This window comes from Dysgonomonas sp. UBA7630 (genome assembly GCF_002483985.1).
Classification (GTDB): Bacteria; Bacteroidota; Bacteroidia; order Bacteroidales; family Dysgonomonadaceae; genus Dysgonomonas.
Window position 1 is genome coordinate 111,093 of the sequence record NZ_DLIY01000011.1, and the last position, 14,821, is coordinate 125,913.

At 34.0% G+C, this 14,821-nt stretch carries 8 protein-coding genes, 1 pseudogene and 1 riboswitch; of the genes and pseudogenes, 7 read left to right on the top strand and 2 right to left on the bottom strand.

From position 1 onward, the window contains the following. Positions 1-23 precede the first annotated feature (23 nt). Positions 24-1,028 carry a tyrosine-type recombinase/integrase gene (locus tag B3P17_RS03915; protein WP_291103569.1) on the bottom strand — a complete coding sequence of 335 codons (1,005 nt, stop codon included), beginning with the start codon at positions 1,026-1,028 and terminating at the stop codon, positions 24-26. Between the two features lie 804 nt (positions 1,029-1,832). Beyond that, a riboswitch (cobalamin riboswitch) is annotated at positions 1,833-2,039 on the top strand. 170 nt (positions 2,040-2,209) lie between these two features. Between B3P17_RS03915 and B3P17_RS03920 the strand changes: the two genes are divergently transcribed. The 5 genes from B3P17_RS03920 to B3P17_RS03940 all read left to right on the top strand — a co-directional run bounded on the left by B3P17_RS03920 (position 2,210) and on the right by B3P17_RS03940 (position 11,459). Next, on the top strand, positions 2,210-4,216 hold the full coding sequence (locus B3P17_RS03920) for a TonB-dependent receptor (protein ID WP_291103572.1): 2,007 nt from the start codon (positions 2,210-2,212) through the stop codon (positions 4,214-4,216). A 7-nt stretch (positions 4,217-4,223) separates the two neighbouring features. Beyond that, positions 4,224-5,417 carry a YncE family protein gene (locus B3P17_RS03925; protein ID WP_291103575.1) on the top strand — a complete coding sequence of 398 codons (1,194 nt, stop codon included), beginning with the start codon at positions 4,224-4,226 and terminating at the stop codon, positions 5,415-5,417. Between the two features lie 11 nt (positions 5,418-5,428). Beyond that, on the top strand, positions 5,429-7,120 hold the full coding sequence (locus tag B3P17_RS03930; protein ID WP_291103578.1) for a PKD-like domain-containing protein: 1,692 nt from the start codon (positions 5,429-5,431) through the stop codon (positions 7,118-7,120). A gap of 15 nt (positions 7,121-7,135) precedes the next feature. Further along, positions 7,136-9,259, top strand: coding sequence for a hypothetical protein (locus B3P17_RS03935; protein WP_291103581.1), 2,124 nt, complete (start codon positions 7,136-7,138; stop codon positions 9,257-9,259). A 67-nt stretch (positions 9,260-9,326) separates the two neighbouring features. Continuing rightward, positions 9,327-11,459: a hypothetical protein gene (locus tag B3P17_RS03940; RefSeq protein ID WP_291103584.1), complete on the top strand. Its 2,133-nt coding sequence runs from the start codon at positions 9,327-9,329 to the stop codon at positions 11,457-11,459. Between the two features lie 132 nt (positions 11,460-11,591). Here B3P17_RS03940 and B3P17_RS03945 read toward each other — a convergent pair whose 3' ends face one another. Continuing rightward, a complete protein-coding gene (locus tag B3P17_RS03945) occupies positions 11,592-11,747 on the bottom strand; it encodes a hypothetical protein (RefSeq protein ID WP_291103587.1) in 156 nt (51 codons plus the stop codon). 420 nt (positions 11,748-12,167) lie between these two features. Here B3P17_RS03945 and B3P17_RS03950 point away from each other — a divergent pair, with 420 nt between their 5' ends. Both B3P17_RS03950 and B3P17_RS03955 read left to right on the top strand, forming a co-directional pair. After that, the gene (locus tag B3P17_RS03950) at positions 12,168-13,325 is read left to right on the top strand and encodes a T9SS type A sorting domain-containing protein (protein WP_291103590.1); all 1,158 of its coding nucleotides are present in this window, start codon (positions 12,168-12,170) and stop codon (positions 13,323-13,325) included. 11 nt (positions 13,326-13,336) lie between these two features. Further along, positions 13,337-14,821: pseudogene (locus B3P17_RS03955) on the top strand (hypothetical protein); the annotation flags it as partial.

A 14,821-nucleotide genomic window follows, 5' to 3' on the forward strand; every position in this document is an offset into this window, starting at 1 on the left:
CTCTTTCTCACAAAGAAAGAGACTTATGAAATTGCTGATGGATAAAGGCTTTTCTGATATTTATCTTTTCCCTTCTTACCCAATCGAATAAAACGATTTAACATATCATTGACTTCCCGATCTACCTTTGTAGTTGAAATAGAAGACAAGTATATTTGTGTTGTCCTTATTGATGTATGTCCCATACATTGACTAATTACCTCAACTGATTTTCCCGCTTCTAACATCAGCGTAGCCCAACTATGCCGCATAACATAAGTCGTTAATTTGCAAGGAAAATTAAGAATTTTGCCAATAATTAAAGCATGCCGATTAATTCGTCTTAATGCTGACTTCTCACATAGTACAGTTTTATTGTTTTTTTCTCTGAGAAAAGGGAAAATATACAAATTATTGTTTTTTTTATATCGTAACATTATCTCTTGTCCTTCTCTAGGAACAGTCAGACGAATCTCTTGTCCGGTTTTATTTCGGCAATATTCAATTTGCCAGAAATTATTAATCATATCCCACCTGAGGTTATATATGTCATGAAAAACCATACCTCTACAATATAGACTAACTAACAATATATCTAAAGATTCTTTTTGACTAACGGATAAGGACGAATTTAATTCCGGATTTAGCAGTTTAGACAACATTTTTACAGAAAGTGCTCTTTTAGAAGTTGGTCCTTTTTTTACATATACTCCAATAAAGGGGCTTGCTATATTAAGATTTGAATATTCCTTTATCTTCATTGTTGCATTAAATAATGCACGGAGACCTCTAAAATAGAAATCGACAGTTTGAGGTTTATCTGGGTGTTTTTCATGTAGCCATTCAATATATGATTCAACCCACTCCTTGTTTAACTCTTGCAAAGTAAAGGATTCGCTTTGTTCCCCAAGATAAACACTTAATTTATTTACAAAACTTACATAGTTAGCAACCGTATGATATCGACCGCCTTCTTTATTGTTTTCGACGATTTCTCGAAAAACAAATAACACAGACTCCTTTTTTGCAGGAATTTTCTTTTTTTTCATATGAATAATATTTTACAATTTTAAACATACAAAGATTATTAATTATCATATTTCCCAAACAAATATTTGGTTCAAATTATAGAGTAGATCCTATATTTAAGTGATACTCGTTCTTTGTTAAATCAAAAAGAAGGAAGTGATAATATATTTGTGGTAATCTTGGAACAAATAAAACATGCTTATCTATATGAGAAAGTATTATTTTATAATTATAATATGTATATTTTTTTTGTACCGTTCCTAAATAATTGGGGGTAATTAATCTTGACAGATTATTACAGTCAAGGAATAACCAAGCATATTGATTTCGCTCGATAACTTTCAGTTCATATCTTCAGTATTAACTCAATATTATAATCAGGTTGGTTGTAAAGTTGGAGGCAGCAGACTAATATAAAAAGACAAAGATTTATCCGACTATAAACAAGGTTTTAAATGACACGTTGAAATATCCTAAAGTGTCTAGCTTCGCAGAATATAATAAGTTAAATCTATAGTATACATTTTTTAAACAATCGATTTTGCCTAATATTTTTTATGTATCGCAATATTTTTCTTTGAACGTTATTTAGCCTAAACTCGATAGAGAAAAACTATTTTGATCATATAATTCATAATAATTATATTTTCATAGGATTAAATAATTGTTATACTCTATCAGAAAAAATAGTCGAAAATAATTACATTTTATGTTCATACAAACTAAAAAGCTGAAACAACCCTCAAAAAGCTAAGAGTGGAACAAAAGCTCTCCTTGTTTTAATAATCTTTATAATAAGTTTTCTTTTTTAAATATTTAAACATACCTTTGTTTTCGATTTTGGTGTCATAATTCCAATAACTTACGGAAAAGTGATGAAAAGGGAATCAGGTGTAAATCCTGAACAGACCCGCTGCTGTAAGCTCTACTAAAATCTTTGAACAATACTCAAGCCACTGTTCAACAATGAATGGGAAGGACGATTCAAAGATGGAGTAAGTCAGAAGACCTGCCAAGATTATTATAATTTAAGGCTTTCGGGAAATAAAGCTGAAGAAGATGAAAAGCAGAATTCTGACCATCATTATTATGGTTGCTCTTTTTAATTTAATCGTTTATATTTTCCTGTTAAGTTATTTGATAATCCTTTAATCAGGTGGCTTAGATGTTGTCATTATGTGGGTTTAACCGAGTTGGGTTAATGTTTTCTTTTATATACTGTTGTTCCATAACGGGCTTCGCGCAAAGTAAACTAGATAGTATACAACATCTAAATGAGATAGTAGTCTCGGCTCGTAAAACTAGAGTAGATGTTATCCCTGTACAAGTACTATCGGGAGAATTATTACAAAATTTAAGTGCCCATTCTGTAGCTGATGCTTTGCGTTATTTTTCGGGTGTACAATTGAAAGACTATGGTGGTATTGGTGGTCTTAAGACTGTAAATGTACGTAGTATGGGTAGCCAGCATGTAGGTGTATTCTATGATGGGATTGAAATAGCGAATCCTCAGAATGGAGTTGTAGACCTTGGACGATATTCACTTGATAATATTCAAGCTATCTCTTTACATAACGGACAAAAAAGTTCCATTTTTCAGCCGGCAAAAGATTACAGTTCTGCAAGTTCTATCTACATAGAAGCTAAAACTCCTCAGTTTGGATGCAACAAAAAATATAATCTGAAATTTACTTTCAAAACAGGAGCATTCGGACTGATTAATCCTTCTTTGTATTGGGAACAAAAGCTATCTGAGAAATTAAATTCATCGTTTAATATTGATTACACTAACTCGACAGGTAAATATAAGTTTCGATACAAAGTTCAAAATACTGTTGACAATAGAGGGGGATACGATACTACCGCTGTTCGAAAGAATGGAGACATTCAGATATTTAGAATTGAGCAAGCCTTCTTCGGAAAGTTAAAAGGAGGTGATTGGAAAAGTCGTATTTATTTCTATACTTCAGAACGGGGATACCCTGGAGCGATTGTGAAAGAAGAACCCGGAAGATTTAAGCACGAAGATAGACAAAAGGATCGGAATTTCTTTGTTCAATCAGCTTTGAATAAGAGATTTTCAGACGTTTATGCAACAAAGATATCAGGGAAATATGCGTACGATTATTTGTATTATGAATCTGATACTTTAATTCAAAAGTTGAAAAATAAATATATGCTCCATGATGTTTATATTTCTTCAGCCAATCTATTTAATATCCTCCCTTCGTGGACAGCTAACATTTCTGCCGACTTTCAGTGGAATAAAATGAATGCCAATTTGGTGGAATTTATCTATCCGCAACGTTATTCTACTTGGGTAGCTGTAGCGACTTCTCTCGATCTGGATAGAGTAAAAATACAGGGTAGTTTACTCGGTACTTTTGTTCATGAATCTACCAAAGAAGATAAAAAAGACATTCAACGTGATTGGAATAAAATCACACCCTCCTTGATGGCCTCATGGCAACCATGGAGTAGAGAGGACCTGTTTTTAAGAGTCTTTTATAAAAATATATTTCGAATGCCGACCTTCACCGAGATGCATATGGCATATATGGGGACATTGTCTTCTTACCTCAAACCCGAATTTACCAAACAATATAATTTAGGGTTCGTATATTCAAAAAATATAAATTCATCATTTTTTCTAGAAGGACAAGTCGATGCCTATTACAACGAAGTTACAGACAAATTATTAGCTATCCCGGGCGGTGTAAATTTTCGTTGGACAATGAAAAATATTGGTCTTGTAAAGATAAAAGGAGTAGATATTGCTTTAACATCTACTAACAAGATAGGAAAAGATCTAACTTTAGATACTCGGATAAATTATACTTACCAAAAGGCACAGGACTATACTCCAATGGTAGTAGAGAGTGATACCATTACCTATAAAGGACAAATAGCATATATTCCGATCCACAGTGCATCGGCCATATTAGGCGTCAATTATAAATCATGGAATTTATCATACAGTTTTATTTATACAGCTACTAGGTATACAGGTAGTGCCAATATTCCCCGTAATAGACTTGAGCCTTGGTACACTCACGATATGGCTATCGGTAAGTCTTTTGTGTGGAGGAAAAATAAATACAAAGCTACCATGGAAATTAATAATCTATTTAATCAGGCTTACGATGTAGTCTTGAATTACCCTATGCCAGGAACAAATTTCAAATTTATACTCAATATAACTATTTAAGAAAATTATGAAAAGAAGATTATTCAAATTAGGATTTCTAATTCTAATTGTAGGATTAACACTTCTCTCTTCATGTAGAGGAGATGAAGAGGAACTGATTCCTCCCACAATAACACCGGTAGCTCCTGTTGATGAAACAACTGTTGTAGAAGGAGAAGAAGGTAATATAAAAGGATTTTATCTGTTGAATGAAGCCAATATGGGAAGTAATAAATCTTCCATTGATTACTTCGATCGTAAAACCGGTAAATATTGTCAAAATATTTATCCTTATCTGAATCCTAACATTGCCCATGAACTGGGAGATGTAGGTAACGATATCCAGATTTATGGGAATAAACTATATGCCGTAATCAATGTTTCAGGTTATGTGGAGGTGTTGGATGTAAATACCGCACGCCATATAGGTTCTCTCACTATACCCAACTGCCGTTACATCGTTTTCGACAAAGGTTATGCGTATATAAGTTCTTACAATGGACCTGTTAAGATAGAACCGGATACCCCACTAGGTTGTATCGTAAAGATAGACACTACCAACTTTAAGGAAGTTGGACGGGTTTCTGTAGGCTATCAACCCGAAGAAATGGTGATAAGAGATAATAAATTGTATGTCGCTAACTCGGGAGGTTACCGAGTTCCGAATTACGATAATACAGTGTCTGTTATTGATTTAGGTAAGTTCGAAGAAATAAAGAAGATAACAGTAGGGATTAATTTACATCGGTTGGAATTGGATAGTGATAATAATATCTATGTAAGCTCGCGAGGCGATTATAAATCTACGGCATCAAATACATATATCATCGGGAAAAACGATATGGTAAGCAAAACTTTAAACTTACCATGCTCTAATATGACCGCGATGGGCGATTCTATTTATATGTATAGTGTAGAATGGAGTCATATAACTCAAAAAAACACAATTACTTATGCTATTGTAAATACCAAAAGCCAAACAGTTGTATCTCGGAACTTCATTAAAGATGGAACTGAAAAGCAAATCGTAATACCGTATGGTTTAGCTATTCATCCCGAAACCAAAGACATATATGTGACTGACGCTAAAGATTATATTAGTCCGGGAACGTTGTTCTGCTTTGACAAAATGGGTAACCGAAAATGGTCTGTGGTTACAGGAGAGATTCCGGCTCATATTGTGTTTACAAAACATAGGTTGAAAAGTTTAATTTTAGATTAATAAAAAAGTAAATGATGAAAAATAAAATTTTATTTCTTTTTTTACTATTGAGTGGTTATTACCTCTCATCATGTTCTGGTGATGATGATATAGTTCAAAACGATATAACTATTACATTCTCACAAAATGAGTATAAAGTTAGAAAAGGGAAAACATTAGAGATTGTACCGCAAGTAACCAATGCAACCAATCCTATTTATTCGTGGAAATTGAATGGGAAAATTATTTCGAATGATTTACAGTTAAATTTCAGTGACTATAGCGTTGGCGAATATTTTATCATATTTAGGGTTGACGATGAAATTGGATATAAAGAGTCGCAGATTAAAGTTACTGTAGCAGATAAAATATCACCCGAAATAGAAATGGTCTCCAGCTATATTGCATATGTGGGGCAACCAATAGAGCTGAAAGCAACAGCCAACTATGCAGAAAACGCAGAATATGTATGGAGAAAAAATGGTGAAATAGTATCGGAAGAACAAGTGTACTCTTTTGTAGAAGAAAATTTAGGTTCATTTGCCTTGACTGTTAAAGTAACTACCGAAGAGGGTGTTGACATCAAAGCCCTAACAGTAGTCGTATTACCTGTACCCGAAGCTGAACTTTATTTCGATGATGGTCTATACCGAACCATAACCAATAAAAATAATCTACGCAAGATGACAGTCCCTCTTGACAGAACTTTGGTGTTAGCTCCTGTTATTTGCCATATAGATAAACCTGCCGGCTTTAAGTGGACTGTTGATGGAGTTGCACAAAGCTCGACTACCGAGTTTTTAAAATTTACACCTACCGAGAAGAAAGCTTATTTGATAGAAGTAACAGAAACAGGAACATCGGTAAAGGCGCAAGTAGAGGTTACTTGTACAGAGCCTGAAAGTACTTATTTCAGAGCAATACAGACAAACAGTAAAGCTGTTGCTACTAAAGCTTTCAATTACATTCCAGCTCCGGGACAGTTTATTGATTTCCAATCTCCATATCAAACAATAACTCAGGTGTTACAAAAATTCCAAACATCCGTAGATGCTAATTCTAATATGTTTCATATAGGGGCTTACGGAGGTTATTTTGTAGTAGGATTCGATCATAGTGTGAAAAATGTGGCAAATAAAGCTGACTTGAGCATCAATGGTAATTCTTTTGCAGGTTGGAGTGAACCGGGAGTAGTTTGGGTTATGCAAGATTCGAATGGCAACGGATTACCCGATGATACATGGTACGAACTGAAAGGCAGTGAGTATGGAAAGAAAGACAACATACAACGTTATGCTGTTACTTATTACAAACCTACAGAAAAAAGAACTGATGTAATGTGGACAGACAATTTTGGAAATACAGGTTCGGTAGATATTAATGGATATCACTCTCAAGACTATTTCTTCCCAATGTTTATAAAAGAAAGTGCTTATACCTTGACTGGTACACGTGTGCCACCGACATTCTATATTGCCGAAGGTACAGGTTATGAATCGTCCAGAGACTTAGGATGGGGGTATGTGGACAATCACAATACAGACCCAACGAGACCCATTGGGGAGTTTTGGATAGAAGATGCTATTCATGCTGATGGAAGTCCTGCTAACCTCACTCATATAGATTTTGTAAAAGTACATACGGCTTCTGTAGGTAAAGGCTCTTTAGTTGGTGAAGTATCAACTGAGCCGGGTAATCCTGTTGATCTGAATTTTAATAACTAAAAGACTAATTAGATAATGAAAAGAATATACCATTATATCTGTCTGCTGATATTGTCTGTCATTTTATTACCTGCTTGTAGTGACGACAACAAAGAATTTGAAGGAAAAGACAATTATATAACTTCTTTCTCTCTGAGACTAGAGAATGAAACAGAATTGAATGGATTAATTGAAGGTAATAAGATTACCATTAATGCTTCTTCCAGTCAGTCTCTAGAGCGAGCTAAGGCTACTGTAAAACTCAGTGAGAATGCTAAAATATTTCCTAATCCCGAGGAGATAACCAACTGGGAAGAAGATATAGTATTTGCTGTAACTTCTTACAATGGTACTCGTTCTCAGTATAAATATACTGTAAACAGAACTGAGCAGGAACAAGCCGGTACTATTATACTCGCTACTCAGGCCGATGTAGATGCTTTTGGACAGAAAGGCATTACTTCGATTGCCGGAAATCTGATTCTGGGGCAAATCTCAGGTAAAGATTCCATCAAATCATTAAGTCCGTTGGCTGGTCTTACACAGATAGGCTATTCTCTAATTGTTTATCCTACTGTCGATATGACTAATTTTGAAGGCTTAGAAAATCTGACTAAAGTAGGAGATCTTATTCAAATAGAATCTTCTCCAAGAGTGCAAAGCGTTTTATTCCCTGCTTTAGAAATGGCAGGAGGAGTAGCTTTGAAAAACGATTCATTAATAACCATTAGTTTTCCTAAGCTAAAGAATGTGTCTAAGTCTTTTGTTATTAACTCGGGGATGGGGCAGGTAATTCTTCCTAGTTTGGAAAGAGTGGGAGAAACATTCCGGTTAACAAATACTTTTTCCAATGTAAAAGCATTGATGCCTTCGGTTATATTACCGTATTTGAAAGAAGTAGGAAGCATCGAACTTTCTCGTCTGGAAAATGTAAAAAAAGTGGATTTTTCAGAATTGAAGACCATTGCTGATTTGAATCTTTACCCATTAGAAAAATTGATATATATAAATGCGCCTAAGTTGCAGATTATAACAGGTAAATTAACTACTTCAGCTACTAGTAAACTGAGCGAATTTAGCCTGCCGGAGTTGGAGGAGGTTAACGATATGATTGTAGAAGGAAAACAGATTACGACGGTTAATCTTCCTAAACTAAAGCGAGTAAAAGGAAAACTAAGTCTTAATTATGCCAAAATAAATGGACTGGCTAAAGGTTTTGAATCATTGGAAACGGTTGAAGGAGAACTTTATATGCTAGATCTAGCTATGAAAGACCTAATATTTCCTTCTTCGATAAAAAAGATTAATAGATTATCAATCTACAACTATCTTTCTGCACCTCTTACCAAAATAAACATCAAAGGTATGAATATAAAGGAATTGGCAGTAATGGCTTCGGCTGTTGATGGTGTTGAAATTATCGGAGATGATGTATTTAACGGAACATTAAGTATTCTGCCGGATAATGCTAAATCTTACACTCTTAAATTCCCAAAGCTACAAGGATTTTCCGAAGTAGATTCTCTGAGCCTCGGATCTTATATTTCTAATATAGATGTATTAAATATAAAAGGAATAAAAAAAATAAAGAAAGGACTTACTATTCCTAATAATAATTTACAGGATTTTTCTATATCAGATCTGGAAGAAGTTGGAGGAAACTTCACCATAAATCACCTGAATAATATTGTAGACCCTTCTGTAATTCAGATTAACATATCGGATCTTAAAAATGTTGGAGGAAATTTTAACGTAACCATTGATTCAAGGTCTGTCCGAACATTGAATGTTCCTAAGTTAGAATCAGTAGGAAGAGACTTCACCATTGGCACAGGCTACATGTCTACTTCATCATGGAGTCCTAGCTGCCATCTGAGATATCTGCTATTTCCTAAATTAACTAGTATAGAAGGAAAGATGAGTCTGGTGCCATACAAGGATGATGCTAGTAAGGTAAACGAGGAGCTAACAGATTTGAATGGTTTCTCAGCATTGAAAAAAGTAAGTGGTATAGAAATTAAAGCTCAAGCAGCTTTAGTCTCATATGCTGGCTTGAAGAATACACTATCTGCACTTACTGCAGGACAATGGATTGTCGAGAGAAATGGCTACAATCCAACATACGACCAACTTAAATCTGGTGCTTGGACAAAACCATAAACTATAAGATGGAATATTTAAGTAAGTGTTCTTTAAACTTAGTTTTAGAATTATAAACAAAAAAACAATGAAAATAAATAATCTGATATTTATATTACTCCTATTCGCTTTGGTGACAGCCGGATGTAGCGACGACAGAGACTTCAATGGAGGTGATAATTATATAACATCTTTTCGGTTGGAAAAAGATGGAATCTCTTTCAATGGGTCAATATCGACTATAAACAATGAAATAGTTGTTACAGTTCCTGAAAATATATTGCTTAATAATGCTACTGTAAATATTACAATTAGTGAAAATGCAACAATTAGTCCCGATCCTTCTTCTATAAAAGATTGGACAGCTGAGCAAACATTCGTCGTTAAAGGATACAACGGAACAGAAAGAAGCTATAAGTATAAATTAGAGCGTGGTGTCGTTTCACGCAACGGCGATATAAAATTGCTTACTCAGGAAGATGTGAATGCTTTTGCAGACATGGGGCTGACAGAGATAAATGGTAATATAACTATCGGTGCTGCTAGTGGCTCAGACTCAATACATACATTGGCTCCATTCTCTAAATTAACAAGCATCAAGTTTGGATTAACGATCAATCCGACTTATGCAGGGAAGAATCTGGATGATTTGAAAAATCTAAAAAAACTTGGCTCTCTGAAAGTTGTAGAGTTGAATAATACTTTAGAGGAAATAAATTTACCTCAATTAGAATACATCGTTACGGGGATCAATATTGATTTGCCAAAAAGATTACAAAAAATACTATTACCTGAATTAAAGCATGTGGATAGAGGTATATATATCAGCAAGGCAGAGGTCTTGAAAATGCTTGATTTAGGAAAACTAGAAACTGTCATAGAAGATTTTACTTTAGATGGCGGATGGGGTACAAATGTATTGGATGAGTTTAAAATTGGATCATTGAAGAGTGTGGGTGGTTCTTTTAAGGTATCAAATTGGCAAGAACTAAAATCTTTATCTATGCCTAATTTGGAAAATATTTACAAATTAGAATTGAGTAGCTTAAAAAAAGTAGAAAAAATAGATTTATCATATTTAAAAACTATAAAATCAGACTTTCAGATATCTAATAACGACCTGCTTACCAATCTTAATGTGTCTTCTTTGGCTACTATCGGTGGCGACTTTAATCTCAACTATCTTCCGTCGATTCCATCTTTCGACGGATTTAAATCTCTATCCTCAGTAGATGGTAAATTTACCCTTTCGAATCTGGATAAATTGAAAGATACTAAAGGTTTTAAAAGTTTGAAATCAGTCGGAAAACAATTTGATATATCTTATATGGCTGCTGTAGAAGATAATCTAGATGGTTTTTCTTCTCTAAGCAGCGTGGGAGTAGGAGGAGTTTCTATTAACGATGTATCGTTTAAGACTTTCTCCGGATTTAATCTTAAAAATGTAGAGAGAATTGGTATTTATGCTCAGAATATAACCTCTATACGCGAGATTGATTTAACGAGGCTGAATATAGAAAAATCTATAATTCTGAATAATATAATGTCAGAATACACCTTAAAAGGAGCTAATGTCTTTGATGGAGAATTAAGCTTCGAAGGTTGTGCTCCGAAAGTAGTAGAGGGTTATAGCGAATTGGGGACTCTTAAATTTTCTCTTTCCAGTAATAAATACCCAAATTATTCTTTCCCTACTACAAAAGTAAAAAAAGACCTCAGTATTTCAATGTACAATTTTGAAGGTTTTAAAATGCCTAATTTGATAGAAGCAGGAGGTATAGTCACTATTTTTATTATGTCAGAAACTTTGGCACTTGACTTGCCAAAAATCAAAAGCATGGGGTCTCTTGAAATTGGTTCTCCTGTTATGAGAAAACTTTCTCTACCCGCATTAGAAACTATAAATGGCGACTGTAGAATAATAACAGCCAATTATATGGGCGAGTTTGAAGAATTTAATATTCCTAAGCTAAAAACTATAAATGGGACTCTTGATTTTTCGGGAGAATATTATACAAATAACAAGCTGACTAATCTTGATTTTTTTGCTACATTGAATAGCTTGAAAGCTGTAACTATTAAATACAATAAGGTATTAGTTGATTTCTCCGGCTTAAAAAATACCTTAAGTTCCATATCAGAAAAAGGATGGATCGTTACTGATAATGCTTACAATCCGACTTATACGGATGCTAAAGCTGGGAAATTGATCAAACCATGATATAGATTATCTATTAATATTTACTCTGAAGGAAAAGAGGGTTTCTTAAGATTGAGTTACCCTCTATTTTATGATTGTCGATTTTTTTATTGCTTTTATTTATCACCGTTGATTGTCTTTTTTTGGGAGCATCTATTCGTTCAGTCTTATTTTTTGTTGTGTATTATCAGCATCGAGTAAAGCAACGATGTCACCGTCAGAAACACGCACTACCCTACCCCTTAGTATTTGTGCTGATTGAAGTATCGGAAAAAGAAAAAGTAGTACTAAAACCGATTTTCTCATCATGATACAAAGATAGAATTTATTCTAAATACCATTTCAAAGTTTCGATAGCCTCTTTTACAGATCGAACAACTACATACTGATCTGATCGAATTTGATGATTTTATTAATTTTCCATTAAGACTTAAATATTTTTTATGTTTTTAGAATATATTTTTAAATTAATTAATACATTTGAGCCGAAGTATTCAGAAGAGAAAAGCAAAGTAATTAAAAGGACTAATTAACTTTTTAAATAATTACTTATGAAGACAAATTACATTTTTTCAGACTGGATATTTGCTTATATAAATCTAAAAGGGATACATTAACCTTCCATCCCATTATTTACTTTACACGAAAGAATAACTGTGCTAAATCTTTAGAAATAGCAACAGAAGGAACATTTTATAATCCGGAATTAACGTTAATATAAAATATAACATGAAAGCAATTGCATTAACATTGGCAAGTGTTTTGGGCTGTGCTTTTTCTTTGTCTGCACAGTTGAACACTTCTCACAATCATTACCGTGTCGGCGATGTATTAATCAAACAGCAGGTAGAGTATGTAAATCCTGGCGAAAGCGGAACCAACAAGCTCTGGGATTTCAGTAAACTCAAATCTGTCAACGATGAATATACTCTTACCTATTCTCTTCCTCCGTTGGAAGGAGACAGTGTATATATACTGGGTAATACCCGTTATTTGAAGAAGGACGTATCAGACAATGAACTGATCGTCGGTACTGAACACAATACGATGTACTATTATCATTTAACAAATGATTCTCTTTTGCAGAAAGGGCATGAAAACCCTTCGGTGGTATTAAACTATATTAATCCCATGCTGCTGATGCATTTCCCGTTAAACTACGGGCAAAGATCTTCATCAGACTACAAATCAAAAGGAGTTTATTCCTCTACAGTAGATATAAAGACACAAGGAGTAATGACTACTACAGCTGATGCCTACGGTAAGATGATCCTTCCAACGGGAGATACGCTTAGCCCTGTACTCAGGGTAAAGACCTTACAAACAATCTTTGATGTATCTCAGGAAGGTAGTTCTGTTACATCTGAAACAGACAATGCCGGTAAGCAGCTGGAAACCTGCCGCTGGTACAGCAAAGGGTATCGTTATCCAGTCTTTGAAACAATACGGAACATTAACCTGAGAGACAGTACGGAGATATTCAAGACAGCATTCTTTTTTCCTCCTCAGGATCATTTATATCTGGATACCGATCTCGAGAATCAGGCACTGCTGGATGAACTGTGGAAAGAGCCGCATGACAACAATCAGAACACAGATAAAGGACAAGTCAAAACTGTCACATTGGAAGATGTGATGACCTGCAGGCTCTATCCGAACCCTGTAGAGTCGTTTTTGAACATAGAATATGAATTAAAAGAGGATGCAAAGGTCTCTTTTGAGCTATACTCATTAGAAGGGATGCCTGTCAAAAAGATAGCTTCGAAGAACAGGACAAAAGGTACATACTATGAAACAATTGACTGTTCGTCGCTGTATTCGAAGAACTATGTGTTAAGGATTACAGCTAATGGTGTGTTTGTTAATGAAATAATTATTAAAAAGTAAATAATAATACTATGAGAAAGAGGATATTTTATTGGATAATACTTTTTATGTATACGTTGAATATAAATAGTCAACAAAAAATAATAGACTTTGCTACGATGGTTCCTCCATCTCCCGAAGTAGCAGAATTAGCAAAATATGTATCAGTACCAGTCAATCTGTATACAGGTGTTCCTAACATATCAATTCCTTTGGGAGAAATAGTGTGCAAGAATTTAAATGTTCCATTGACATTAAGTTACCATGCCGGAGGCATTCAAGTAGATCAGATAGCTTCAAATGTTGGATTAGGATGGAGTCTAAATGCTGGAGGAGTTATTAGTCAGACTGTAAATGGGTTAGATGATTTATCTGCTTATAAGAGAAGAATTATGTCTTTTAGTGATTTTTTCAGTGGAAAAAATTGGATAACCGCATCAGAGGGCTGTGGTATCGTATTTGATAATGTTGAGGTTGATACAGAGCCTGATTATTTTAGGTATAATTTTCTTAATTATAGCGGACAATTTTTATATGATTTAGACCGCAATTTTTATAATGTGAAATATGATAAAGATATTACATTTTCTGAACAAAATTTAAATGGGAATCATATTTTTCAAGCCATTGATTTGTATGGAAATAAATATTATTTTGCAGACAGAGAAGAAAACGATACATATACTTCGATCTATAAATTTACGATAGGTTCTCTTCCCAAACTATATGATATCACTTTACAAGGGAATAATCCAACCCCTGCAAAATTAAGAATCCCAACAGCATATAATATAACAAAAATGTGCTCGTATGATAAAAAAGATTCTATACAATTTATATATAAAAATGAAACTATCGAGTACGAATCAAAATTATCAGGAAGATTAGTTTATAGCCCAACGCAAAAAAAATGGGAAGCATTCAATCATGAGGGGATTAGTTCTCCTCCTTTATTATCAAAAACAAAATTTACACAAAAGACTAAAAAAACACTATCTATAGAAGCTAGTAATGGTGATAAGGCCATATTTGAGTATAATCCATCTGATAGAACTGATATGCCCGGTTCGAAAGCCTTAAAGAAAATTACAATATATAAACAGGGGGCTTTTGTAAAAGAATGGACATTCGAATATGAATATTTTACATCTCAGCCTACTTCAAACACCTATTTGGATTATAGACTAAAGTTAAAAAAGCTGACATGTCGTTTGCCTGATAATAGTCTTGAGGAATACAAATTTGATTATTATTTTGAAAATGCAACAGAACCAAAGATGCCCTATAGGAATGCCTATACAGGCCAAGATACATGGGGCTATTGTAATACAAAAAATATAACGAAGTCAGAAGCTGAAGATATTCGAAAGTTATTTTCTAAGATGGACATTTATAATAATCTAAGTTACTATGATAAGCAGTGTTTAATGTATATGTCTATGGATGTATCGACAGATATTCGCTATCCGGATGGCAGTGATAAAAATGTAAATTCTGAATATCAAAAAGCATATTCA